The sequence below is a fragment of the Streptomyces sp. Z26 genome (genome assembly GCF_003665095.1).
In the GTDB taxonomy this organism is placed as follows: Bacteria; Actinomycetota; Actinomycetes; order Streptomycetales; family Streptomycetaceae; genus Streptomyces; species Streptomyces phytohabitans.
In genome coordinates this window covers 3,691,199-3,715,377 of record NZ_RCHV01000002.1, presented here as the reverse complement: position 1 = coordinate 3,715,377, position 24,179 = coordinate 3,691,199, and the positions used below count along the sequence as shown (strand labels likewise).

General features: G+C 73.1%; 18 protein-coding genes and 1 pseudogene. 10 read left to right on the top strand and 9 right to left on the bottom strand.

Annotated features, from left to right (window positions below; genetic code table 11):
* Nucleotides 1–6: 6 nt before the first annotated feature.
* Together D7M15_RS29535 and D7M15_RS29530 are read left to right on the top strand one after the other, a co-directional pair.
* Nucleotides 7–273 (top strand): annotated as a pseudogene (locus D7M15_RS29535) (AraC family ligand binding domain-containing protein); the annotation flags it as partial.
* A gap of 236 nt (nucleotides 274–509) precedes the next feature.
* Entirely contained in the window at nucleotides 510–986 is a 477-nt protein-coding gene (locus D7M15_RS29530; RefSeq protein ID WP_346428812.1) for a helix-turn-helix transcriptional regulator, read from the top strand.
* A 31-nt stretch (nucleotides 987–1,017) separates the two neighbouring features.
* Here the strand turns inward: D7M15_RS29530 and D7M15_RS16690 are convergent, their stop codons facing one another.
* From D7M15_RS16690 to D7M15_RS16675, 4 genes are all read right to left on the bottom strand, one after another.
* Nucleotides 1,018–1,827: a carbohydrate ABC transporter permease gene (locus tag D7M15_RS16690; protein ID WP_121520888.1), complete on the bottom strand. Its 810-nt coding sequence runs from the start codon at nucleotides 1,825–1,827 to the stop codon at nucleotides 1,018–1,020.
* A 122-nt stretch (nucleotides 1,828–1,949) separates the two neighbouring features.
* Nucleotides 1,950–2,861 (bottom strand): sugar ABC transporter permease, encoded by a 912-nt coding sequence (locus D7M15_RS16685; protein WP_240649342.1) that lies wholly within the window; start codon nucleotides 2,859–2,861, stop codon nucleotides 1,950–1,952.
* A gap of 2 nt (nucleotides 2,862–2,863) precedes the next feature.
* Nucleotides 2,864–4,189 (bottom strand): extracellular solute-binding protein, encoded by a 1,326-nt coding sequence (locus D7M15_RS16680; RefSeq protein WP_121518245.1) that lies wholly within the window; start codon nucleotides 4,187–4,189, stop codon nucleotides 2,864–2,866.
* A 48-nt stretch (nucleotides 4,190–4,237) separates the two neighbouring features.
* Complete coding sequence (locus D7M15_RS16675) at nucleotides 4,238–5,443, bottom strand: sialidase family protein (RefSeq protein WP_121518244.1); 1,206 nt, start codon at nucleotides 5,441–5,443, stop codon at nucleotides 4,238–4,240.
* Between the two features lie 325 nt (nucleotides 5,444–5,768).
* Between D7M15_RS16675 and D7M15_RS16670 the strand changes: the two genes are divergently transcribed.
* The 3 genes from D7M15_RS16670 (at nucleotide 5,769) to D7M15_RS16660 (ending at nucleotide 8,380) form a co-directional block, all read left to right on the top strand.
* On the top strand, nucleotides 5,769–6,461 hold the full coding sequence (locus tag D7M15_RS16670; protein ID WP_240649341.1) for a FadR/GntR family transcriptional regulator: 693 nt from the start codon (nucleotides 5,769–5,771) through the stop codon (nucleotides 6,459–6,461).
* Nucleotides 6,462–6,642: 181 nt separating this feature from the next.
* Complete coding sequence (locus D7M15_RS16665) at nucleotides 6,643–7,629, top strand: dihydrodipicolinate synthase family protein (protein WP_121518243.1); 987 nt, start codon at nucleotides 6,643–6,645, stop codon at nucleotides 7,627–7,629.
* A 244-nt stretch (nucleotides 7,630–7,873) separates the two neighbouring features.
* Entirely contained in the window at nucleotides 7,874–8,380 is a 507-nt protein-coding gene (locus D7M15_RS16660; RefSeq protein ID WP_121518242.1) for a DUF6624 domain-containing protein, read from the top strand.
* 47 nt (nucleotides 8,381–8,427) lie between these two features.
* On the opposite strand, the gene D7M15_RS16655 is transcribed toward D7M15_RS16660, so the two are convergent.
* The 4 genes from D7M15_RS16655 to D7M15_RS16640 all read right to left on the bottom strand — a co-directional run bounded on the left by D7M15_RS16655 (nucleotide 8,428) and on the right by D7M15_RS16640 (nucleotide 14,309).
* The gene (locus D7M15_RS16655; RefSeq protein WP_121520886.1) at nucleotides 8,428–8,985 is read right to left on the bottom strand and encodes a DinB family protein; all 558 of its coding nucleotides are present in this window, start codon (nucleotides 8,983–8,985) and stop codon (nucleotides 8,428–8,430) included.
* A 156-nt stretch (nucleotides 8,986–9,141) separates the two neighbouring features.
* Entirely contained in the window at nucleotides 9,142–10,206 is a 1,065-nt protein-coding gene (locus tag D7M15_RS16650) for a glycosyl hydrolase (RefSeq protein ID WP_121518241.1), read from the bottom strand.
* 69 nt (nucleotides 10,207–10,275) lie between these two features.
* Nucleotides 10,276–12,840 carry a glycoside hydrolase family 2 protein gene (locus D7M15_RS16645; RefSeq protein ID WP_121520884.1) on the bottom strand — a complete coding sequence of 855 codons (2,565 nt, stop codon included), beginning with the start codon at nucleotides 12,838–12,840 and terminating at the stop codon, nucleotides 10,276–10,278.
* 335 nt (nucleotides 12,841–13,175) lie between these two features.
* Nucleotides 13,176–14,309, bottom strand: coding sequence for a chitinase (locus tag D7M15_RS16640; RefSeq protein WP_121518240.1), 1,134 nt, complete (start codon nucleotides 14,307–14,309; stop codon nucleotides 13,176–13,178).
* A 342-nt stretch (nucleotides 14,310–14,651) separates the two neighbouring features.
* On the opposite strand from D7M15_RS16640, the gene htpG reads away from it, so the two are divergent.
* From htpG to D7M15_RS16615, 5 genes are all read left to right on the top strand, one after another.
* Nucleotides 14,652–16,622 carry a molecular chaperone HtpG gene (gene htpG, locus D7M15_RS16635; protein WP_121518239.1) on the top strand — a complete coding sequence of 657 codons (1,971 nt, stop codon included), beginning with the start codon at nucleotides 14,652–14,654 and terminating at the stop codon, nucleotides 16,620–16,622.
* A 138-nt stretch (nucleotides 16,623–16,760) separates the two neighbouring features.
* A complete protein-coding gene (locus tag D7M15_RS16630; protein ID WP_121518238.1) occupies nucleotides 16,761–18,503 on the top strand; it encodes a histidine kinase in 1,743 nt (580 codons plus the stop codon).
* Complete coding sequence (locus tag D7M15_RS16625; protein WP_240649340.1) at nucleotides 18,500–19,273, top strand: response regulator transcription factor; 774 nt, start codon at nucleotides 18,500–18,502, stop codon at nucleotides 19,271–19,273. Before D7M15_RS16630 ends, D7M15_RS16625 begins: the two co-directional genes overlap by 4 nt.
* 271 nt (nucleotides 19,274–19,544) lie before the next feature.
* Nucleotides 19,545–20,372 carry an ABC transporter ATP-binding protein gene (locus tag D7M15_RS16620; protein WP_121518237.1) on the top strand — a complete coding sequence of 276 codons (828 nt, stop codon included), beginning with the start codon at nucleotides 19,545–19,547 and terminating at the stop codon, nucleotides 20,370–20,372.
* A gap of 204 nt (nucleotides 20,373–20,576) precedes the next feature.
* Nucleotides 20,577–23,144: an ABC transporter permease gene (locus tag D7M15_RS16615; RefSeq protein WP_121518236.1), complete on the top strand. Its 2,568-nt coding sequence runs from the start codon at nucleotides 20,577–20,579 to the stop codon at nucleotides 23,142–23,144.
* A gap of 307 nt (nucleotides 23,145–23,451) precedes the next feature.
* On the opposite strand, the gene D7M15_RS29075 is transcribed toward D7M15_RS16615, so the two are convergent.
* Nucleotides 23,452–23,835, bottom strand: a complete 384-nt coding sequence (locus D7M15_RS29075; RefSeq protein WP_240649339.1) for a very short patch repair endonuclease — start codon at nucleotides 23,833–23,835, stop codon at nucleotides 23,452–23,454.
* Nucleotides 23,836–24,179 lie beyond the last annotated feature (344 nt).

Sequence of the window (24,179 nt, the reverse complement as noted above, 5' to 3'; positions counted from 1 at the left end):
GGGAGGATGCCCATGAGCGCTGCGCACGTGCCCGTTCCTGCTGCCGGGGAGCCGCCCGCGCCGCCCCCGGGGCTGCTGGTGACCGGCTGCTACGACGAGGCCCCCGGCTACGCCGTGCACCGTTCCGGTGGCGCCCGCGGCCTGCTGCTGACCTGGACCCTCGCGGGCGGCGGCCGGTTCCGGCAGGGGGCGGCGGAGGTGGCGGCGCGCGCGGGCGACCTGGTGGTGGTCGGGCCGGGCGTCCCGCACGACTACGCGGTCGCGCCCGGCTGCGACCGCTGGGCCTTCTGGTGGGTGCACTGCCTGCCGCGCGTCGCGTGGCGCTCCTGGCTGGGCCCGTACGAGGCGGCCGACCGGCTGTACGCGATCACGTCCCTGCCGGACGCCGTACGGGTGCGGGTGGACGCGGCGTTCCGGCGGGTGCACGCCGACGCGCGCTGGGCGGGCGCCGGGGCGCCGCCGGAGCCGGAGGCGGGGGTGCGGGGGCGGGCGGTACGCGGTTCCGCGCCGTGGCGGCGCAGGGCGCGGCGGCGCGGGAGCTGGCGCTCGGCGGCGTCGAGGAGGTGCTGGTGCTGGCGGCCGCGGCGGCCCGGCACCCGGGCACGGCCGGAAACGGCGACGGCGACGGCGACGGGAAGGGGCGCGGGCCCGCGCGCGACCGCGTCGACCCGCGCGTACGCCGCGCGGAGGCGCTGCTCCTCGCCGACCCCGCCGCCCCGCACACGGTGGCGTCCCTGGCCGAACGGGTCGCGCTGTCGCCCTCCCGGCTGGCGCACCTCTTCGCCGCGCAGCTCGGCCGTACGCCCATGGAGGCCGTACGGGACGCGCGGCTGCGGCACGCGGCAAGGCTGCTGGAGATGACGGACCTGCCCGTGGCCCGCGTCGCCGCCGCCGCGGGCTTCGCCGGCCCGTCGCACTTCAGCCGCCTGTTCCGGGCGCGGTACGGGGCGCCGCCGGGCGCCTTCCGTACGGGCTTCCGTACGTGAGCCCTTACGTGAGCTGCCCCGCGCGCGCCGCTCAGGACTTGACGCTGCCCTCGGTGAGGCCGGTCCGCCAGTACCGCTGGAGCACGACCATGAGGATCATCAGCGGCAGCACGGAGACGAAGGCGCCGCCGACGGTCAGCTGGTAGAGCAACGGCTGCCGGTCCGCGTAGCCCTGCCAGGACGTCAGGCCGAGGGTGATCGGGTAGAGGTCGGAGTCGGAGAGCATGACCAGCGGCAGGAAGAAGTTGTTCCAGATGTGCACGAACTGGAACAGGAAGACCGTGATGAGCGCGGGCGACATCAGCCGCAGCACCAGCACGCGGAACACGGTCAGTTCGCCCGCCCCGTCGATCCGCGCCGCCTCCAGCAGGCTGTCCGGCACGGACGCGACGGCGTAGATCCGGCACAGGTACACACCGAACGGGCTGACGACGCTGGGCACGAGCACCGCCCAGTACGTGTTCGCGATCCCGACCTCGCTGAACATCAGGTACAGCGGCAGGGCCAGCGCCGTACCGGGGATGAGCACCCCGGCGAGCACGACGTTGAACACCGCCTCGCGGCCCCGGAAGTCGAACTTCGCCAGCGCGTACCCGGCCGCCGCCGACAGCAGCGTCGCGACGGCGGCGCCGACACCCGCGTACAGCACGCTGTTCGCGAACCAGCGCAGGTAGATGCCGTCGTCGTACGTGAGCAGGTCGCCCAGGTACTCCAACGGGCGCGGGTCAGCGAACCAGAAGCCGAACGTGCCGAAGAGGTCGGAGCTGCTCTTGGTCGAGGAGACCAGCAGCCAGTAGACCGGCACGAGGAAGTACAGCGCCGCCACCGTGAGCAGCGACATCGTGATGATGCGGAAGCGCAGCGGCGCCCCTCCCGGACCGCCGCGCCGGCGCGCGCGCCGCGCGGCGGCGTCCTCCGCGCCCGTACCGACCGTCTCCGCCGTCTCCGTCGTCTCCGCCGCGCTCACTCGTCCCCCACCTTCCCCCGCCGTCCGACCAGCCGCATGAAGCCGAACGACAGCACGCACGCCACCACCGCGAGCAGCACCGCCTCCGCCGCCGCCACGTGGTAGTTGTTGGCGCCGAACGCCTCGTTGTACGCGTGCACGTTGGGCGTGTAACCGGTGTCGATGTTGCCGGTGAGCGGCTTCAGCACCAGCGGTTCGGAGAACAGCTGGAGCGTGCCGATGATGCTGAACACCGTGGTCAGCACCAGCGCGGGCCGGATCAGCGGCAGCTTGATCCGTACGGCGACCTGCCAGGCGTTGGCCCCGTCGATGCGCGCCGCCTCGTACAGCTCGTCGGGCACCGCCTTCAGCTGGGAGATCAGGATCAGCATGTTGTAGCCGGTGAACTCCCAGGTGACGATGTTCGCGATCGACCACAGCAGGGTGCCGTCGGACAGGAAGTCCACGTCGAGCCCCGCGCCGTCGAGCATCTCGACGATCGGGCTGATGCCCGGCACGTAGAGGAAGCCCCACAGGATGGACGCGATGACGCCGGGGACGCCGTACGGCAGGAAGAACGCCGTACGGAAGAACACCACTCCGCGTGCCGACGCCGCCTCCAGCAGCAGCGCGAGGACCGTGGCGAGCAGGATCATCACCGGGACCTGCACCACACCGAACAGCAGCACCCGGCCGAAGCCCGCCAGGAACTGGCTGTCCTCCAGCGCGTGCGTGTAGTTGGACAGGCCCGCGAACACCTCGGTCTCGCCGCCAAGTCCGAGCGCGCCCTTCCGTTCGACGCGGAAGAGGCTCTGGTGGACGGCGTAGCAGATGGGCGCGACGAAGGTCGTGAGGAAGAGGACGCAGAACGGCAGCAGGAAGCCCACCGCCGCCCTGTTCCGTGCCGTGTGCGGTCGGGTACGAGCCACGGTCAGGCCGCCTCCACCTTCAGGCCCTTGTCACGCATGTCGGAGATCACCTGCTGCTGCACCTTCCTCATCGCGTCGGTGAACGAACCCTTGGAGTTGATGGCGTCGTTGAGCGCGTCGGTGATGTGGTTGATCATCGCGACGGTCGTCGGACCCCACTTCCAGCTGGTGTCGACGGCCTTGTCGGAGGCGGCGAACACGTCGTTGTACTTCTGCCCGTCGAAGAAGTCGCTCGGCCGGTCCAGCCGGGAGCCCTCGAAGCCCTTCTTCGCGGCGGGCCAGCCGTAGCCGCCCGCGATCAGCAGGTCGACGCTCTCGGGGTCGGTGTTCAGCCAGACCGCGAAGTCCATGGCGTCCTGCGGGTACCTGGCGCCGCGGAAGAGGGCCGTCGTCGAGCCGCCCCAGTTGGCGGAGGCGCCCGCGCCCCGTTTCCACTGCGGCAGCGGCGCGACCCGCCACTTCCCCTTGGTCTTCGCCGCGTTGCCGGTGATCAGCGCGTCGCCCCACGACGCGCTGAGCCAGCTGACGACCTCGCCGGACTGGATCGCCGAGTACCACGGGCTCTGCATCACGGGCACCGTCTTCACCAGCTTCCCCCGTACGAGCCCCTCCCAGAAGTCGGCCACCCTGCGCGTCGGTTCGCTGTCGATGGCGATCTTCCAGGTGTCGCCCTCGGTACGGAACCACTCCGCGCCCGCCTGCCACGCGAGCCCCGCGAACCACGGGCCCATGGTCGCCGGGAACGACTCGATGTACGCGCCCTCCTTGCGGATCGTCCGCGCCGTCGCCTCGTACTCGTCCCAGGTCGCGGGCGGTTCGACGCCCCACTTCTCGTACAGGTCCGCGCGGTGGAACATCGCCATCGGGCCGGACGCCTGCGGGACCGCGTACACCCCGCCGTCGTAGACGACCTGCTCCCACTGCCAGCCGACGAACTTGTCCTTCTGCGCGCCCGCCCCGTACTCGCCCAGCTCCACGAGACCCCGCTCCAGCAGGAACTCGGGGATGTTCATGTACTCGACCTGGGCCAGGTCCGGCGGGTTCCCGGCCTTCAGCGCGGAGTGCATCTTGGCGTACTGCGCGCTGTTGTGCGGCGACACCTTCTCCAGGTCGACCTGGACCTCCGGGTTCTTCCTGTTCCACAGGTCGACGGCCTTGTCGATGCCGGGGACCCAGGCCCAGAACGTCATCCGGATGCTCTGGCCGGGCTTGCGTCGCGCGACGGTCGCGTCGTCGCCGGAGCCGCAGCCCGCGACGGCGAGCCCGGTGGCGGCGGTCGCCGCCGAAGCGGCGAGCAGGGAGCGTCGGGATGTGCCGACCGGGTTCATCGCGTCCTCCAGAGCCGTCGGTCTACGGGTCGGTGCGAGGGGAGAGCGTCAAGGGGCGGGGTCGGGGGTGGGGGCGTGGGTGAGGCCGGGGGCGAGCGCGTGGAGCGGGACGCGCAGGAAGGAGACCGTCGCGTACGCGCTGAAGTCCCCCGTCTCGTAGAGGAGTCCGACGGTGTCCGCGTCGACCCGTACGAGATCGGAGTACGCGGCGGGCAGGCCGCTGACGGTGTACGCCGCGCGCCAGGTGACGCCGCCGTCCGCGCTCGCCCGCACCGTCATCAGGGCGCGCGCGTCCGGCGCGGCGGGGCCGGAGTAGAGGAGCAGGTCGGGGTCGCGGAGTTGGAGCACGCTGCCCTGGACGACGGGTGTGGTGAGCCCGGCCTGCGGGCGGAAGGGGCGTTCGAGGGTGGCGCCGCCGTCGAGGGAGTACGCGTCGGCGCGGGTGCCGGGGCCGTCGGAGTCGTGGCGGGCGTTGAAGTAGACGGTGCCGTCGGGGAGTTCGGCGGCGGTGGTCTCGTTGACGTTGACGTGGCCGTCGGGGGCGTCGTCCACGTAGCCGATCCGCCAGGTGGCGCCGCCGTCGTCGCTGAGCAGGTCGTGGCCGCCGTAGTAGCGGCCCTCCGTACCGTCGTCGGCGCCCTCCGGCGGCAGCGAGTGGTTCGCCGGGACGACCAGCCGACCGGCGTACGGCGGCTCCCGCAGCTCGATCGCGTGCCCGGGGGTCGTCGCGTACCAGCGCCACTCCGGGCGCTTCACCTCCGCCGTGATCTCGCGCGACGGGGACCAGGTCACACCGTCGTCCGTGCTCTCCCGCACATGGACGCGGCGCCCGTCCTCCGCCGACACCTCGCCGCGCCGGATCCGGTCCTCGGTCGCGGAGGCCGCGTTGTGCACCTCGACGAGGACGACGCGGCCGTCGGCCGTGGCGACCGGAGCGGGGTTGCCCGCGAGGTCGGTGCCGTTCGCGGCGACCACCGTCGTCGGGCCCCAGGTGCGGCCGCCGTCGGTGGAGCGGCGCAGTACGACGTCGATGTCCCCGTGGTCCTCGCCCGACTCCCGCCGCCCCTCGGCGAACGCCAGCAGCGTGCCCGCCGCCGTGGCCACGACGGCGGGGATGCGGAAGCTGGCGTAGCCGCCGGTCCCGGCGGCGTACGGCACGGAGGTGGGGCGCGGTCCGGGCGTACGGGCGTCGGGCGTACGCGTGCCGGGTGCGGGCGGCCCTGGTGCGGCGGGCGGGGGCGCTTCCGAGGTCATCGGCTCCTCCTGGACCTGTCCTGTACCTGCTCGTCAGGGGAATCAGCACGGTGGGCGGCAGAGGATTCGGTGGGACGGCGTCCGGCGGGGGCGGGGGCGGTCACGTCGGCGGTGGCGGCGGTGGCGGCGGTGGCGACAACGGTGGGGACGGGTACGGCAGAGGTAGGACGTCCGGTGCCCGTGGGGGGACAGTAGGGACGCGCCCGACCGCCGTCAAGGGAGCCGTCCGCACCGAGTCGACCGCCGGACCCGGCCGGTCGTAGGATGTTCGCCACCCCCGCGTAGCCCGCATCCCCGCCGCTCGCCCAGTGCCGCAGGAGGCGCCGTGACCCGACCGGACCGCGCCCGCACACTCCAGGACCGCATCGTCGACCTCATCCACGAGCAGGGCCTCGCCCCCGGCGCGGTCCTGCCCACCGAACCACGGCTGATGGCGGAGCTGGGCGCGAGCCGCAACAGCGTGCGGGAGGCCGTACGGGCGCTCCAGGCCCTGGGCATCGTGGAGATCCGGCACGGCAGGGGCACGTTCGTCGGCGAGGCGCCGCTCACGGTGCTCACCCCCTCGCTCGCGTTCCACGTCCGGACCCGCTCCTCCGCGCCGGGGGTCACCGCGCTCGGTGACCTGGTCGAGGTGCGGGAGCTGATGGAGGTGGGGCTGATCGGCACGGTCGCGGCCACCATAAGCCCGGCCCGGCTCACCGCCCTGGAGGCGCTGGCCGCCCGGACGGGTGAGGACCCGGAGGCCGACCGGGCGTTCCACGCGCTGCTCTACGAGTCGTGCGGCAACGACCTCGTGCTCCAGCTCATCCAGCTGTTCTGGGGCGTCTACCACGAGGTGGAGAACACCCTCGAACCCCCCGTCGACCGCGCCGAGCAGATCGTCGCCAACCACCTGGCGATCGTCGCGGCCCTGCGGACGCGTGACGCGGAGGCGGCGCGGGAGGCGATGCGCCGCCACTTCACGGACGTACGGGCGCGGGTGGCGCACGCCGGGGAGCTGGCGGCCACCGGGAGTTGACGGGGCGGTCCCCGCGCCGCTCGCGCCCTCGGGCCGCCGTCCCCGGCCCCGCGCCGCGTCCCAGCCCCCCGACGTGGGACGTCCTACGATGGGCCACCCGGCAGCCCCGCGACCGTACGCCCGTGGCCCGCGCCCCGCGGCCGCGCCCGCGCCTCGGCCGCGGCCGACCCGTTGGAGCGCCATGCCCCCCGCCACGTCCCCGTCCGCCGCCCGCCTCCCCACTCCCCTGCGCGGCGTCGTACCGCCGCTGTGCACGCCGCTCACGCCCACCGGGGACGTGGACACGCGTTCCCTGCGGGCCCTGGTGGAGCACCAGTTGGTGGCGGGCGTGCACGGGCTGTTCGCCGTCGGCTCCACCGGCGAGACCGCGCACCTGAGCGACGCGCGGCGCCGTACCACGATCCGTACGGTCGCCGAGGCCGTCGCCGGACGCGTACCCGTACTGGCCGGCGTGGTCGACACCTCCACCGCCCGCGTCCTCGACCAGGCCCGCGCCGCGGCCGACGCGGGCGCGGACGCGCTGGTGGCGACGGCGCCGTTCTACGCGGCCACGCACCCGCTGGAGACGGCCGACCACTTCCGGCGCGTACGGGACGGGGTGGACCTGCCGCTGTTCGCGTACGACATCCCCGCGTCCGTCCACACCAAGCTCGCCGCCCGTACGGTCCTCACCCTCGCGGCGGACGGCACCCTCGCCGGACTCAAGGACAGCAGCGGCGACCTCGGCGCGCTGCGCAGGCTGCTGGTGGAACTGCGGGCGCAGGGCTCCCTCGACACGTTCAGCGTGCTCACCGGCTCCGAACTCACCGTGGACGGCGCCCTGTTGGCGGGCGCACACGGCGTGGTCCCCGGCCTCGGCAACGTGGACCCGGCGGGCTACCTCCGCGTCTACGAGGCGGCGACCGCCGGACGCTGGGACGACGCCGCCGAGGAACAGGACCGGCTGGCCGCGCTGTTCGGCGTCATCGAGGCGGGCACGGCGGCGGGTACGGGCGCGGGCGCGGCTCCGGGGATGAGCACGGGCGCGTCGGCGCTCGGCGCGTTCAAGGCGGCGCTGCACCTGCTCGGCCTGATCGACTGCCCGGCGACGGCGGCACCGCAGACCCCGCTGAACGAGGAGGCGGTGCGCTCCGTCCACACCGCCCTGCAACGCGCGGGCCTGCTCTGACGCGTACGGGTCGTGCTCCGCCTCCCCGCCACGGTCCGCGTGACCTGCGGGTGACGGATCGGGACGCCGCCGAGCGGCCCTCGGCCGGGTGGCACCAGGGCGGGCGGGGTGGTGTACGTCCAGTATCCCTCCGGACGGCGGCCCCTGTCGCCGTTCCACGGAACGATCTTCGGGCGGCCGACGGCGCCTACTGTTGCCGACGACCGGCAGGACAGGGCGGGTTGACGACGGGGAGTGGGCGGGGATGGTGTCGGGGATCGTCGCGGTGGCGGCGGAGCTGGAGGAGATGGCCGCGGCGGACCACCGCGCGGCGCATCTGGCGAACAGCGCGGACGTGGCCGAACGGTTGGCCTGGCGGCGGCTGGCCGCGCGGCACGCGGACCGGTTGGCCGAGGTGATGGACGCGTACGGCTGGCCCACCGCGAACGTCGTCGGTGAGGAGGCCGCGCAGGCCGCGTGGCTGGTCGCGCGGCACGCCGACCGGCAACTGGACGTGCAGCGGCGGGCGTTGCGGCTGATGGAGCAGGCCGTGAGCGAAGGGACGGCCGGGGTACGGGAGTTGGCGTTCCTGCGGGACCGCACGCTGGTCAACGAGGGACGCGAGCAGGTCTACGGCACCCAGATCGCCGATGTGGTCGGCGGCGCCCCCGTGCCCTGGCCGTGCGTGGACCCCGCGCGGTTGGACGAGCGGCGGGCCGAGGTGGGCATTCCGCCGTTCGAGGAGTACGTGGCGCTCTTCACCGTCGACTGACCGCACAGCGGCGGGGGACGGGGCCGGCCGCCCCTACGGCGTACGGCTCACTGGCCGACGCGGCCGTCCACGCACTCCCGCAGCAGGTCCGCGTGGCCGCAGTGGCGGGCGTACTCGTCGACGCCGTGCACCATCAGTTCCCGCAGCGCGACGTCCTCCCGCCCCAAGCGCTCGCCCAGGTCGTCGTGACGGGCCAACTCGGCGTCGAGGGCGGCCTGTTCGCGGGCGAGAGTGGCGTACGCCTCGTCGACCACGGCCGGGTCCGCCACGGCTCCGGCGAAGTCGCCGCCCTCGCCGTAGAGCTTCGGCAGCGGCTCGCCGTCGGTGATCCAGTTGCGCCAGTCGCGTTCGACCTCGGCCAGGTGGCGCAGCAGGCCCAGCAGCGACATGGTCGACGGCGGGACGGAGCGGCGGGCGAGCTGCTCGGCGTCGAGGCCGTCGCACTTCATCAGGAGCGTCATGCGGTAGCTGGTCAGGAAGTCCAGCAGGGTCGCGCGCTCGCCCTCGGGGCTCGGACTGCCGCTGTCGCGCGGATCGTCGTCGGGGTCGACCCACATGTCCGGGTACACGGACGCCTTGCCCCAGCGTTCGGGCTGCTCGCTCAGCTGCTGTTCGCTCATACGGGTCATGCTGATGCGTGGCGTCCGCACCCGCCACCGCATTACGCGCCCGGCGCGCGTGCCGAACCCGCCGCGCCCGGCCGCCGGACGGCCGCGCGCGTACGCGGGCCCCCGTACCGGCGGGCCCGCGCCTCGCGGCCGTCAGCCGATCGGGCCGACCTCGCCCTGGTTGACGGCCCGCCCGTCGCCGTACGTCGCGCGCACCGCGTCGTCCGAGTTGTACGCGGGGTCCTTGAGGTACTCCGCCCACACCATGAAGTACGTCCACTTCGGCTGCCGCGCCAGGTCGTCCGGCGAGGGGACCTTGCCGACCTCGGCCAGGGCCATCGGCTTGGTCCCGGCGATGTCCTCCAGCGCCTGGTAGTACGCGTCGGACGGGAAGTTCCGGTCCCAGGCGTCGACGGAGACGACGTCCACGTACTCGTCACCCGGGTAGTACGCGCTAACCCCGTCCACGTCGATGTCCTTGACGTTCCACACCCACACGAGGCCGGTGAGGCCCTTCTCGCCGGTGAGGTAGTCGTGCGTGATCTGGTACAGCTTGCGGCTGCCGTTCTCGCCGGGGCGACCGCCCCACCAGGACCAGCCGTCGTTCATCTCGTGGACCGGGCGGAAGAGGGCGGGTACTCCCGCGTCCTGGAGCTGCTTCAGGTACGGGACGGCCTCGTCGAGCCGCTGCTTCCACTTGGTGTTGAGGTCGGTGCCGTCCTTGACCAGGTCGTTCCACTGGTCGTCGGAGAGGTCGTCCTGGATGCCCTGGCCGGGGTCCCAGCCGCAGGACGAGCCGGTGGTGGGCGGGCAGACGTGCCAGGTGAGGGTGGGCAGGGAGCCGTTCTGCCACTCCGTCTCGGCCTGGTCGACCATGCGCTGGCGGTTGGCCACGTCGTCGGAGGCGAAGAGGAAGTCGCCGCCCCACAGGCCCGGGTACTCGCCGGTGATGTCGTGGACCACCGAAGTCCACTTGGAGGGCTCGGAGTTGGGCTCGCGGTTGTGCTGGCCGGTCACCGTGCGCTCGCCGGTGAGGGACGAGAGGTAGTCGACGACGTCGGCCGGGCCCGCGGCCTCGGCGGCCGGTGCCCGTTCGCCGGACGGCGCCGGTACGGGCGCGGGTGCGGGTGCCGCGCCCGCCGTGGGGAGTGCGGCGGTCGCGGCGCCACCGAGGGCCAGCAGACCGGCGGCGCAGAGGGAGAGCGGGCGCTTGCGCATGAAGTGCTCCTGGGGTGTGGGGGGTTGGGGACGTGCCTGGTGGTGCCGGGGTCGTACGGTCGTGGGTGCTCAGCCGGGCTCCACCTCGGCGGGCTCCGCCTCGACGGACGCCACCTCATCGGACGCCACTTCGGCGGGCTCGACGGCGAACAGCGCGGCTCGTACGGCGAGTTCGGCGGCTTGGAGGGGGCCACCGGGCGCGTGCGGCGCGTCGCGCCAGCCGCGTACGACGACGGTCGCGCGCTCCCCCGGCAGCAGCGTCAACAGCCCCCGGTCGGCGGTGGCTTCGGGGTGCAGGCGGTCGGCCTGGAGGAGCAGGTCGCGCAGGAGGGTACGGGCGGTCACCACGACGTCGTACGCCCCGTGCCCGCCGTCGCCGTGCGGCACCAGCTCCACGTCGTAGCGGGGCCTCGGGTACGCGAACTCCCGGTCCCGTACGGGGAAGTGGACCGCCCGCAGCGCCTCGGCCGCACCGGCACCCGGGCCGCCCGCACCCCCGTCCGCGTCCGCGACGAGGAACTCCGCGCGCCCGTCCGGCAGCAGCGCCTCCGGCACCGCCGCGTACGCCACCGTCCGGGCGGCCGGGGCGAGTCGGAGGTGCGCCTCCGCGACCGTACGGCCGTCCGCGGTCAGCCGCCGCAGCCGTACGCCCGTACTCCACGTCCCCGCCGACTGGTTGACGGCGACGACGGCCGGGCCGCCGTCCCGCCGCTGCACGGTGAGCAGCCGGTCGGCGTACGCCCGGCGCAGCGCGTACCAGAGCGGCTTGCGCCGCCCGTCGCCGTCGATCGCGGCCCAGGAGGTCACCGGCCAGCAGTCGTTGAGCTGCCAGACGACCGTGCCCGCGCAGGTCGGCCAGTGCGACCGCCAGTGCTCGACGCCGGTGGCGACGGCGCGCGCCTGGTTGACCTGCGTGAGGTAGTGCCAGCGGTCGAACGTCTCCGGCGGCGCGAAGTGCCGTGCCAGGCCCCGGTCGAGTTTGCCGTTGCCGTCGCCCGCCTTCTGGTGGTGCAGCATGCCGGGCGAGTCCGCGGCCAGGGTCTCGCCGGGCAGCGCGCGGCGCAGCGTCGCGTACGCGGGCGGGGCCTGCCAGCCGAACTCGGCGGCGAAGCGCGGCACTTCACGCAGGTAGTCGGTGTAGTCCGTACGGTTCCAGACGTCCCAGGAGTGGGTGGTGCCGTGCCGCGGGTCGTTCGGGTGGTGGTCCCAGGAGCCGGACCAGGGGCTGCCGGGCCAGTACGGGCGGGTGGGGTCGGTCTCGGCGACGACGCGGGGCAGCAGCCCGAGGTAGTAGCCCTCGCCCCAGGAGTCCCCCGCGAGCGCGTCCTCCCACTCCCAGTCGCGGAAGCCCCACAGGTTCTCGTTGTTGCCGTTCCAGAGGACGAGGCTGGGGTGCGGCATGAGGCGTACGACGTTCTCGCGCGCCTCCGCCTCCACCTCGGAGCGCAGCGGCTGTTCCTCCGGGTAGGCGGCGCAGGCGAACGGGAAGTTCTGCCACACCAGGAGGCCCAACTCGTCGCAGACGGCGTAGAAGTCGTCGGACTCGTAGAGGCCGCCGCCCCACACCCGTACGAGGTCGACGCCCGCGTCGGCGGCCTGGGTGAGGCGGGCGCGGTAGCGGGCGGGGGTGAGGCGGGAGGGGAAGGCGTCGTCGGGGATCCAGTTCACGCCACGGGCGAGGACGGGTGCGCCGTTGACGACGAGGGTGAAGGCGCTGCCCGCCGCGTCGGCGGTGGTGTCGAGGCGTACGGTGCGGAAGCCGACGCGGCGCGACCAGCGGTCCAGGGGGGTGCCGTCGGCGTCCCGGAGCGTCAACTCGCAGTCGTACAGCGGCTGTTCGCCGTAGCCGCGTGGCCACCACAGGGCCGCGTCGGGGAGTTCGGCGGTGACGGTGGCGTGCGCGCCGTCGACCCGTACGGACGCCTCGGCGGCCGGAACGTCCCCCTCGGTGCCGCCCAGCCGCAGCACCGCCGTGAGCGGCCGGTCCGCGCCCGACTCCGTACGCCGGAGCGCGAAACGCGCCTCCACCCGCCCGGTGCCGTCGGCGTCCACGGTGACCAGCGGCCGTACGTCCGCGAGCCGCGCCGTCGACCAGTGCGCGAGCCGCGCCGGGCGCCACACCCCGGCGGTGACGAGCGTCGGGCCCCAGTCCCAGCCGAAGGAGCAGGCCATCTTGCGGATGTACTGGAAGGGTTCCGGATAGGCGTTGGGCCGGTCCCCGAGCCGGTCCCGTACGGCCTCCGCCTCGGTGTACGCGGAGGTGAACCGCACGGTCAGGGCGGTGCCGGAGGAGGCGGCGAGGAGGTCGGTCACGTCGTAGCGGTGGGAGCGGTGCATGTTCCGCGTACGGCCCACCACCTGGCCGCCGACGCTGACCTCCGCGACCGTGTCGAGCCCGTCGAAGACCAGGTCGGTGCGCTCGTGGGCGGTCGTACGCGGGGGCAGCGCGGTGTCGTAGCGCCAGTCCGCGCGGCCGACCCAGGCGACGTCGTCCTCGTTCCGCGAGAGGAACGGGTCCGGGATCACCCCGGCCGCCATCAGGTCGGTGTGGACGCAACCCGGTACGCGGGCCGGGAGTTCCGCCGCGCCGTGCCGCAGGGTCCAGCCGTCGGTCAGGGGGGTCTCGTCCAGCATGCGGGTGCTCCGTTCGCCGTGGTCGCGGGTACGCGTGGAGTACACCGTCCCCGGCTGGCGGGTCGCGGGCACGCCGACGCGGGGCGGTCGGCGTGGCGCTCAACGTAGAGGGCGGGCCGGTCGCCTGTCCATGGACCGGTCTACCTTTTCTTCTCCCCTCCACGGCAGGGCGGTTCAGCGTTTTACTGAACGTTGACTGAACCGGAGTCGCCCAACTCCCCCGCCGCGCACCGCAGAAGGGCGGGGCCGCGCCGGACCGCGCGCGTACGCGGTCCGGGCGGCCCCGCCCGTCGTTCGTCACCCGGCGCTCCCCGCCGCGCCGGTCGCCGCGCGCGTCAACGCCCCTGGAGCGCCTTGACGTTGTCCCCGAAGGACCACGACTTCGACCCGTCCCAGTTCAGCGACCAGGTCATCAGGCCCTTCAGCGCGCCGTCGTAGTGGTTCCACGCCTCCGCGACGAGGCCCGTGTCCATGTGGCCGCCACCCGCGCCCGGTTGGGCGGGCAGGCCCGGCACCTGCTTGTCGTACGGCACCTTGATCGTGGTGCCCTGCACCACCAGCCCGTCGTTGAGGCAGTCGGTCTGCCGGGTGAAGCCCTCGACGGTGCCCGCCTCGTACGTGTCGCCGGAGCAGCCGTACATGCTGCCGTTGTAGTACTGCATGTTCAGCCACCACAGGCGGCCGTTGTCCGCGTACTTCTTGATGATCGGCAGGTACGCGCCCCAGATCGAGCCGTACGTCACGCTGCCGCCCGTCACGTACGCCGTCTCGGGCGCCATCGTCAGGCCGAACTCCGCGGGCATCTCCGCGAGTACGCCGTCGATGATGTGGACGAGGTTCTCCTGCGACGCCGACAGCTGGTTGATGTCGCCGCTGCCGGAGAGGCCGGTCTCGATGTCGATGTCGATGCCGTCGAAGTGGTACTCCTTCAGGATCGGCACCACCGTCTCGACGAACCGGTCCGCGACCGCCCGCGAGCTGAGGTCGATCCCGGCCGTGGCGCCGCCGATGGACAGCAGGAGCGTCTGCCCGGCCTCCTTCGCCGCGCACATCTCCTCGGGGGTGCCGACCTTGACCGTCGAGTCCATCCCGTCCTCCCAGAGGACGGTGCCGTCCGAACGGATCACGGGGAACGCCGCGTTGAGCACGTTGTAGCCGTGCTGGCCGATGGCCGCGTCGTCGATGGGCGTCCAACCGTACGGCGGGTGGACGCCGTTCGCGGCGCCGTCCCAGTTCTCCCAGTAGCCCTGGAGGACCTTGCCCTCGGGCTTGCCCCGCACCGCGCAGTCCGCGTCCCGCGCGCCGGGCGCGGGCTCCCCGGCCCGTACGGCATCGCGTACGCCGTCGCGCGCGCCGCCGTCCCGTACCGCGTCCGGTTCCGCGGCGCCGGTCACCCCGGCGACCAGCAGCTGCGCCGCGCACGCCGCCGCCAGACCGGCACCCAGCAGCCGTACCTTCCGTCTGATCACGCTTGCTCCCTTCGGGCTGTGGCGACCGGCGCGGGTCGGCCGGGAGGGGCGGGCCGAAATTCCCGTACGCCGGGGCCTGGTGGACCGCGGGAGGCGGGTCACCGGTGCTCAACCAAGTACGGACCGGGCCCGACGTCAATAGGTCTGGACCAATTGCCCGTCCGGTGACCCGACCGGTGACCCACCCGGTGGCCCGCCCGGGAAAGTGGCGCCGCCGGGCGCCGGACAGGCAAGATCGGGCCCCGTGGGGGTGCGGCGCGCGCCCCCCGGCGGCCCGCCGTACGGGGAGGCGGCGGCCCCGCCCCGTACCCGAGCACGACGCACTCCCCGAGGAGGACCGCAGTGAGCAGCAGGGTCGAGACACACGAGTTCCAGGCGGAGTCCCGCCAGCTGCTGAGGCTGGTGGTGCACTCGATCTACTCCAACAAGGACATCTTCCTGCGGGAGTTGATCTCCAACGCCTCCGACGCCCTCGACAAGCTGCGCCTGGAGTCGCTGCGCGACAGCGAGCTGGGCGCGGACACCTCCGACCTGCACATCTCCCTGGAGCCGGACGCCGAGGCGCGCACCCTGACCGTACGGGACAACGGCATCGGCATGTCCCGCGACGAGGTGCGGGGGCTGATCGGCACCATCGCGAAGTCCGGCACGGCGGAGTTCGCGCGGAAGCTGAAGGAGGCGAACGAGAACAAGGACGCCGCCGCCTCCGCCGACCTCATCGGCAGCTTCGGCGTCGGCTTCTACTCGTCGTTCATGGTCGCCGACAAGGTCACCCTGGTGACCCGCCGCGCGGGCGAACAACAGGGCACGCGCTGGGAGTCGACGGGCGAGGGCACGTACGAGCTGGAGACCCTCGACGACGCCCCGCAGGGCACCTCCGTCACGCTGCACCTGAAGCCGGAGGACACCGAGGACAGCCTCTTCGACTACGCGGACCGGGGTCGGCTGCGCCAGATCGTGCGCAGGCACTCGGACTTCATCCCGTGGCCGGTGCGTACGGCGGTGGAGCGTACGGAGACCGAGGACGACGCGGGGGACGACGGTACGGGCGAGGGTGAGGCCGAGGGCGCCGCCGACGCGTACGAGACGCTGAACTCCATGAAGGCCCTCTGGGCCCGCTCCCAGGGCGACGTGTCCGAGGAGGAGTACAAGGAGTTCTACCGGCACGTCAGCCACGACTGGATGGACCCGCTGGAGACCGTCCACACGCGGGCGGAGGGCACGTTCGAGTACCAGGCCGTGCTGTTCATCCCCTCCCACGCGCCGCTGGACCTCTACCAGCAGGGCGGGCGCCGGGGCGTGCACCTGTACGTGCGGCGGGTGTTCATCATGGACGACTGCACCTCCCTCCTCCCCGACTACCTGCGCTTCGTCAAGGGCGTCGTGGACGCGCAGGACCTGTCGCTGAACGTGTCGCGCGAGGCGTTGCAGCAGGACCGCCAGATCCAGCTCATGCACCGCAGGCTGGTGAAGAAGATCCTGTCCACGGTCAAGTCGCTCCGCACGAAGGACCCCGAGCGCTACCGCACGTTCTGGCAGGAGTTCGGGCCCGCCGTGAAGGAGGGCCTCCTCTCCGACCAGGACAACCGCGAGACCCTCCTCGACCTCGCCTCCTTCGCCTCCACGCACGACCCGAAGGAGCAGACCGGCCTCCGCGACTACAAGTCCCGCATGAAGGACGGCCAGGAGCACATCTACTTCCTCACCGGCGAGTCCCGTACCCGCCTGGAGAACAGCCCGCACATCGAGGCGTTCCAGGCCAAGGGGTACGAGGTGCTGCTGCTCACCGACGCCGTCGACGAGGTGTGGGTCGAGCAGATCCGCGAGTTCGACGGGACGCCGCTCCAGTCGATCGCCAAGGGCCAGGTCGACCTGGACGGGGACGCCGACGCCGAGGGCGACGAGGCGGAACGCGCCGAGGAGCAGCGCCGGGACGAGGAGTTCGCGCCGCTGCTGGAGTGGCTGGGCGGCACGCTGGGCGAGGACGTGAAGGAGGTACGGCTGTCGTCGCGGCTCACCACGTCGCCCGCGTGCATCGTCGGTGACGCGCACGACGTCACGCCGAACCTGGAGAAGATGTACCGCGCCATGGGCCAGGAACTGCCGCCCATCAAACGCATCCTGGAGCTGAACCCGGACCACCCGCTGACCACCGGGCTGCGCGCCGCGCACGCCGCGGACCAGGAGGACCCGGCGCTCGCCGAGACCGCCGAACTGATTCACGGCATGGCGCTCCTCGCGGAGGGCGGCGAACTGGCCGACCCGGCGCGCTTCTCCCGGCTGCTGGCGACCCGGCTGGCGGCGGGCCTCTGACGCGCGGCGGCTGACGTACGGGGCGGGGCAGGCGCGCGGTGCGTACGGGGCCCGCGCGCCGGTCTCTGGCTTTCGGCAGAGCACCGGCTCATCCCCAGGGTGCAGCCCCGGCCGGACCCCGCGCACGACAATGGGACGATGGCCACCACCCCGACACGCAGCCCCTTCACGGCCCCCGGCGAGACCCGCCGGGGGCTGTGGCGCGCGCTCGGCGAAGTGACCGGATGCGGGCTGATGCTGCTCCTCGCCCAGCAACTGGTGTCGGAGCTGAGCAACGGGCACTTCAACCTGTTCCAGCTCGTCCCCCTCAGCTGCCTCGCCCTCGGCCTGCTCGCCGTACGCCGCCGCTGGCCCACCGCCGCCCTGCTCGGGATGGCCGCCACCATGGGCCTGCTGCCCGCGGCCGGGATGGCCGCCGCGGTGACGGCGTACACCTCGGCCAAGCTGCTGGCCGAACCACGGCAGCGCAGCGCCGTGCTCCTCGCCTCCACCGCCCTGACACCGCTGCTCTGCGCCGCCACCGCGCCCGCCCTCGGGCTCGGCGAACGCAGCTTCGGCCTGGCCATCGGCGGCGTCCTCGCCACCACCACCCTCGTCGTGCCGGGGCTCGTCGGCGCCTCCGCCGGGCAGCAGGAACGGCTGCTGGTCGCCCTGCGCGAACGGGCCGCCGCCGCCGAGGCCGCCCGCAGGCTCGCGGACAGCGAGTCCCGTACGCACGAGCGGTCCCGTATCGCCGCCGAGATGCACGACCTCGTCGGCCACCGCCTCAGCCTGATCTCGCTGCACACCGGCGGCCTGGAGATGGCGCTCCAGAACGAGTCACCCGAGCTGCGCGACGAGGCCGCGCTGCTGCGCCGCGTCACCCGCGACGCGATGCGGGAGCTGCGCGAAGTGCTGGGCGTGCTGGGCCCGTTGGGGCGCGACACCGGCACCGACGCGCTGACCGACACCACCGGCACCCGCGCCGACGTCGAGGCGCTGGCGGAGGAGTCCCGGCACGGCGGCATCCCCGTCGAACTCACCTGGGACGGCCCCGACCTGGACGTACGCACCGCCCAGGTGCGCCGCGCCGTCCACCGGGTTGTACGGGAGTCGCTGACGAACGTGCACCGGTACGCCACCGGCGCGCACGTCACCATCGCCGTCACCCACACCGACACCCGCGTCGAGGTCGTCGTCCGCAACGGCCACCCGCCCGTCACCCCCGAGGCCACCACCGGGCTGGGCACCGGGCGCGGCCTCGTCGGGCTGCGGGAGCGCGTCTCCCTGCTCGGCGGCACGCTCGACGCGGGCCCGACGCCGGTCGGCGGCTACTCCCTGACGGCCCGCATGCCCGCCAACCCGGACCCGGCGGCGGCACTCGCCGGTACGGACGCGCCGTCCGCCGAGTCCTCGCCCGCGCCCCGCGCGGGGCGCGCGGTGGCCGGGGTGCAGCGCCGCGTGGTGGCCAGTCTGACGGGCCTGCTCGGGCTCGTGGGCGTGGGCGTGATGATGCTCCTCGGGCTGATGCTGATCAGCGAGTTCCGGCCGCAGGAGGCGTACCCGGACCGCGAGGAGCCCCGTATCGGCATGTCCCGCGCGCAGTTCGAGCAGTCCGTCTTCAGCTCCGACGACGAGGGCGTGCGCGCGGCGGCCACCGGGCACGAGCCGCCCCGCCGGGACTCGGTGACGCACTGCCGCTACCCGGAGGTGCCGTACGACGACTTCGTACCGCTGCACCGGAAGCCCATCGCCTCCGACGACTACTACGACTCGGACCTCACCGACGGCCCCGGCCATCTGCGGATCACCCGGTACTGTTTCCGCGGCGACACGTTGGCCACGATCGACAGCTTCACCGTGCCGGTGGTGTCGCAGACACCGCCCTGGGAGACCCCATGACCGAGCCCCCCATGACCGAGCCCCCCGCCGCCGGGTCCGGGCCCCGTCCCGTCCGGGTCCTGCTCGCGGACGACGAGGAGATGATCCGGCACGGTGTCCGGCTGATCCTCCGGCACGCCGAGGGCATCGAGGTGGTCGGGGAGGCGGCGAACGGCGAGGAGGCCGTACGGGTCGCCACCGAGACCCGCCCCGACGTGGCGCTCGTCGACATCCGGATGCCCGTCCTCGACGGTCTGGCCGCCATAGAACGGCTGCTCGCGCTCCGCCCGAAGCCGCAGGTCGTCATGCTCACCACCTTCGGCGACGAGGAGAACGTCACGCGCGCGCTGCACTCGGGCGCGACGGGCTTCCTGCTGAAGGACGAGGGCCCGCAGGAGCTGATCAGCGCCGTACGGGCGGCCGCCACGGGCGACGCGGTCCTCTCCCCCGGCGTCACCGGCACCGTCATCTCGCGCATGCTCAGCGGCGGCTTCGGGCCGGGCACGGCGAGCGCGCCGCCCCCCGCTTCCGCCCCCGCCGGACGTACCCAGCGCCCCGCCGCGCCCGCCGTGGCCCACGGCCCGGAGCAGCGGCTGGCCGCCCTGACCGCACGCGAACGCGACGTGCTCGCCCTCCTCGGCCACGGCCTGGCCAACGGGGAGATCGGCCGCCGCCTCGGCATCGGCGTCGGCACGGTGAAGACGCACGTCAGCGCCATCCTGGAGAAGACCGGCTCGGACAGCCGCGTCCAGGCGGCGGTGCTGGCGTACCGTACGGGCCTGGTGACCTGACCCCGTACGGACCTCGTGCCCCGACCCCGTACGGCGCGTGGCTCCCGTACGCGCGCCGCGCGCCGTACGTACGCCCCCGGGGTCCGCCCCCCGTACCGGCCGCCTCTGCCGCTCGGCAGAGGCCCCGTCCGCCCCCGGACGTACGCGCGGCCCCGCCCGGGACCTTCGGCAGGGACCGTATCCACGCCCTGAGGCCGACGGTTCGCGGCCGTGGCGAACCGAGGATGAGAAGCACGCAAGAGCGCTTCGTCCCCGTCCTCCAGGAGCCGTCATGCCGACGCACGCAGCCACCGCAGCCACCGCGGCGACCGCCGCCCAGCACCCCACCGCGCCCAGCGGGGCCCACGCGGGCACGCGGATCGGCGCCGCCGCCCGCGCCACCGGACTCAGCAAGGTCTACGGCGAGGGCGACACCCGCGTCGTCGCGCTGGACTCGGTGTCGCTGGAGTTCGGGCGGGGCCGCTTCACCGCCATCATGGGCCCGTCGGGCTCCGGCAAGTCGACCCTGATGCACTGCATGGCGGGCCTCGACACCGTCTCCGAGGGCTCCGCCCGCATCGGGGACACCGAGCTGGCCAGCCTCAACGACCGCCAACTCACGCGGCTGCGCCGGGACCAGGTCGGCTTCGTCTTCCAGGCGTTCAACCTGCTGCCCACGCTGACCGCGCTGGAGAACATCACGCTGCCGATGGACATCGCCGGACGCAAGCCCGACCGGCAGTGGCTGGACACCGTGGTCGCGACCGTCGGTCTCTCCGGCCGCCTCGGCCACCGCCCCTCCCAACTCTCCGGCGGCCAGCAGCAACGCGTCGCCGTGGCCCGCGCGATCGCCGCCCGGCCGGAGATCATCTTCGCGGACGAGCCCACCGGCAACCTGGACTCCCGTTCCGGCGCGGAGATCCTCACGTTCCTGCGCGACTCCGTGCAGGAGCTGGGCCAGACCGTCGTCATGGTCACCCACGACCCGGTGGCCGCCTCGTACGCCGACCGCGTCGTGTTCCTCGCGGACGGGCGGCTGATCGACGAGGTGTACGACCCGACCGCCGAGGCCGTGCTCGACCGGATGCGGCAGTTCGACACCGACGCGCGCACCAGCTGACCGCCCCGGCGCCTCCCGTACGGCCGGGCTCCCCGCACGCCGTACGCCAGCGGCGCCCGCACCGCCACACCGCCGTACGCCCTTTCGCCCCAGCCCTCCCGTCCGCATCCGCAACGGCCCGTCCCCGGCGGCCCGTTCACCGCGGCCCGCCCCGCCCGGGGCCGCTGCCCGGACCACCGCCACCCAGCCAGGAGTGGGACCACCATGCTCCGTACCGCACTGCGCAACGTCTTCGCGCACAAAGCCCGGCTGATCATGACCGCCCTCGCGGTCATGCTCGGCGTCGCCTTCGTCTCCGGCACGCTCGTCTTCGGCGACAGCGTCGCCAAGTCGCTGCGCGACGCGTCCGCCGCCAACCTCGAGGACGTCGACGTCTCCGTCCAGGCCGAGTCCGAGTTCGACCCCGACGGCGGACCCGACGTCCGTTCCACGAAGCTGTCCGACGACGTCGTACGGCAGGTGCGCGGCGTCTCCGGCGTCACGTCCGTACGGGCCGTCGTCAACGGCAACGCCACCCTCGCCGACCAGGACGGCCGCCCCCTCAACGCCGACACCAGCTGGCAGAACCTCGCCACCAACTACGTACCGGCCGAGTCCGGCGGCGACCGCGACACCCGCTACCCCCTGCACGACGGGCGCGGCCCGCAGTCCCGCGACGAGATCGCCCTCGACCACGAGACCGCCGAACGGGCCGGGTACGCGATCGGGGACACCGTACGTTTCGCCACCGAGGGACCCGCCCTCACCGCGAAGCTCGTCGGCACCGTCGACACCGACGACCCGCGCGTGACCGCGGGCGGCAGCCTCGCCCTCTTCGACACGGCGACCGCGCAGCGGCTGTTCCTCAACCCGGGCCAGTACGACGAACTCGTCGTCGGCTCCGGCCCCGACAGCGACGACCACGCCCTCGCGGGCACCATCGACCGGCTCCTGCCCGACGGCGGTGTCAAGGCCGACAGCGGCGCGCAACTCGCCGCCGAACAGGCCGACGAGATCGCCCAGAGCACCAAGTGGCTCACGCAGATGCTGCTGGTCTTCGCCGGGATCGCGCTGTTCGTCGGCGTGTTCATCATCGCCAACACCTTCACCATGCTGATCGCCCAGCGCAGCCGCGAGACCGCCCTCCTCCGCGCCGTCGGCGCCTCCCGCCGCCAGGTCGTACGCGCCGTGCTGATCGAGGCGGGCGTCCTCGGACTCCTCGCCTCCGCCGCCGGGTTCACCCTCGGCCTCGGCATCGCCACCGTCCTGCCGGGGCTGCTCAACGCCAGCGGCGCGGGCCTCCCCGAAGGGTCCCTCGTGATCTCCACGGAGACGCTGCTGTGGAGCGTCGCCGTCGGCGTCGGCGTGACCGTGCTCGCCGCCTGGCTGCCGTCCCGCAAGGCCGCGAGGATCGCCCCGATCGAGGCGCTGAGCACCGTCGACCAGGCGCCCGCGAAGCGCGGCCTCGTCGTCCGCAACACCCTCGGCGGACTGCTCACGGTTCTCGGCGTCCTCCTCATGCTCTACGTCTCGGCGCAGGACGGCGACGTCGACGCGAACCTGCCGCCCGCCATGCTCGGCTCGGTCCTCACCATGACCGGCATGATCGTCCTCGCCCCGCTGCTGTCCCGGCCGCTGGTCAACCTCGCCGGGGCCCTCACCAGCCGCCTGTTCGGCGTCAGCGGCAAGCTGGCCAAGGAGAACGCCCTCCGCAACCCGCGCCGTACCGCCGCCACCGCCTCCGCCCTCATGATCGGCCTCACCCTCATCACCGGGCTCAGCGTCGCCGGCGCCTCCGCGAACGAGGCGATCCAGAAGGAGGCCGTCCAGGACCTCACCGCCGACTACAAGGTGTCCAACGCCGCGTACAACGGCATCGAGCCCGGCCTCACCCCGAAGGTCGCCGCCGTCGACGGCGTCGACACCGCGGTCCCCGTGGCGTCCGGCAGCCTGAACGTACGCGACTCCTTCGGCACCCTCGCGGGCGCCGACCCGCGACAGCTCGGCGAGGTCGCCGACCTCCACTTCACCAGCGGCTCCCTCGACGACATCGGGCCCGGCAAGATCGCCCTCTCCGACAAGCTCGCCGACGAGACCGGCCTGACCGCGGGCGACACGTTCAAGGGCTCCCTCGACTTCGGCGACTCGCAGACCCGGCTCACCGTCGCCGGCGTCTACGAGCAGACCCGCGCCCTCGACGACGCCCTCGGCGTCCTGGCCGACGTCCTCCCCCACACCGACGACCGCAAGCTCGACAGCATCCTCGTACGGGCGTCCGGCGACGCCGGGAGCGACCTCGACCAGGACATCCGCGAAGCCCTCGGCAACAGCCCGCTGATCCAGGTGCAGACCCGGGACCAGCTGACCAAGGCCGAGTCCGGCGAGATCGACACGATGCTCAACATGATGTACGGCCTGCTGGGCATGGCCGTCGTCATCGGCGTCCTCGGCGTCATCAACACCCTGGCCATGTCGGTCTTCGAACGCACCCGTGAGATCGGCCTGCTCCGCGCCATCGGCCTCGACGACCGGGGCGTCAAGCAGATGGTCCGCCTCGAATCGGTGGTCATCTCCCTCTTCGGCGCCGCCCTCGGCATCGGCACCGGCATCTTCCTCGCCTGGACGGGCGGCAGCCTCACCGGCGGCTCCCTCACCACGTACGAGACGGTGCTGCCCTGGGCCCGGCTGGCCCTGTTCCTGCTCGCGGGCCTGGCCATCGGCGTCCTAGCGGCCATCTGGCCGGCCCGCCGCGCGGCCCGCCTGAACACCCTCCAGGCCATCAGCGCCCAGTAACCCCCAGGCCCAATGCCTGTGCCCCCGGCCCGTACGAGCCGGGGGCGCGGGCATTGGGTGCCCGATCACACCAGGCCCGGTGAAAGCCGTGGGTGGCGAAGGAACAGAACCGCCACGATGGGCGCATGAGCATACGGAGCACGAGGGACCTGCTGGCTGACGTCGCACGGCTACGGGAAGGGGGCCGGTCCGAGGAGGCCAGGAGCCAGCTCCTCGCGCTGAGCGGCATGTTCCCCGACGACGCGGAGGTGGCGTACTGCGCGGCGACAATATGCACGCAGGCGCCTCGGTCAGGCCAGGGCGCCTGCTATGTGCCTTCCGATCGTTCTCTCACGACTTGGCTGACCCGTTCAGCCGCTTCCATTGGGTCTTCGTGTGCCCAGAAACGAATAACCTCCCAGCCGCGCTCTTCGAGCGTCGCCGTCGTCTCCGCGTCTCGGGTCTGATTTCCCTCGATCTTCCCTTGCCAGAACTCGGCGCGCTTGGTGGCGGGCCGGTAATGCTCGGGGCAGCCGTGCCAAAAACAGCCGTCTACGAACACCGCGACTCGGGCTTTGGTGAACACGACGTCAGCTGTGCGTCGAACGTCCGCTACGGGCCGCGCTGAGACTCGGTAGCGAAGCCCTTTACGGTGCAAGGCCGATCGGAGGAGACGTTCGGGCTTCGTGTCCCGGCCCTTGTTCGCCGACATGACGGCGCGAGAAGCGGGGGACGACGCCCACGAGCCGGACGGCAGAGACTCAGTGGTCACGTAGCCCGCGGTGCGCGCCATTGACCATGCCTGCCGCAAGTTCGCGGCACGAGTCGCCGCGTCCACCTCGCCGACGTACTGTTCCCGCGTCTCCCCCTCCTGCGACCACCGCAGGTACGCGCGGATGCGTCGGGTGCTGCGGTACAGGCGCAACGCGATCGAGGCGCGCGCGTATCGCCCACCGCCAACGTCGACAGCGCGCGTGTGGCGGCCGCCGGCGGCTCGGTCCTGTTCCGCCGCTCGGGATTCCCTAGTCATCCCCACACGGGGCTTCCACGCCCGAT

Bases quoted from the DNA above. Each gene is read 5' to 3' on its own strand.
- D7M15_RS16690 (WP_121520888.1), bottom strand. From the start codon at position 1,827: ATGTCGCTGCTCACGGTGGCGGCGCTGTACTTCCTCGTGCCGGTCTAC.
- D7M15_RS16680 (WP_121518245.1), bottom strand. From the start codon at position 4,189: ATGAACCCGGTCGGCACATCCCGACGCTCCCTGCTCGCCGCTTCGGCG.
- D7M15_RS16675 (WP_121518244.1), bottom strand. From the start codon at position 5,443: ATGACCTCGGAAGCGCCCCCGCCCGCCGCACCAGGGCCGCCCGCACCC.
- D7M15_RS16665 (WP_121518243.1), top strand. From the start codon at position 6,643: ATGCCCCCCGCCACGTCCCCGTCCGCCGCCCGCCTCCCCACTCCCCTG.
- D7M15_RS16660 (WP_121518242.1), top strand. From the start codon at position 7,874: ATGGTGTCGGGGATCGTCGCGGTGGCGGCGGAGCTGGAGGAGATGGCC.
- D7M15_RS16650 (WP_121518241.1), bottom strand. From the start codon at position 10,206: ATGCGCAAGCGCCCGCTCTCCCTCTGCGCCGCCGGTCTGCTGGCCCTC.
- D7M15_RS16645 (WP_121520884.1), bottom strand. From the start codon at position 12,840: ATGCTGGACGAGACCCCCCTGACCGACGGCTGGACCCTGCGGCACGGC.
- D7M15_RS16630 (WP_121518238.1), top strand. From the start codon at position 16,761: ATGGCCACCACCCCGACACGCAGCCCCTTCACGGCCCCCGGCGAGACC.
- D7M15_RS16625 (WP_240649340.1), top strand. From the start codon at position 18,500: ATGACCGAGCCCCCCATGACCGAGCCCCCCGCCGCCGGGTCCGGGCCC.
- D7M15_RS16620 (WP_121518237.1), top strand. From the start codon at position 19,545: ATGCCGACGCACGCAGCCACCGCAGCCACCGCGGCGACCGCCGCCCAG.
- D7M15_RS16615 (WP_121518236.1), top strand. From the start codon at position 20,577: ATGCTCCGTACCGCACTGCGCAACGTCTTCGCGCACAAAGCCCGGCTG.
- D7M15_RS29075 (WP_240649339.1), bottom strand. From the start codon at position 23,835: ATGTCGGCGAACAAGGGCCGGGACACGAAGCCCGAACGTCTCCTCCGA.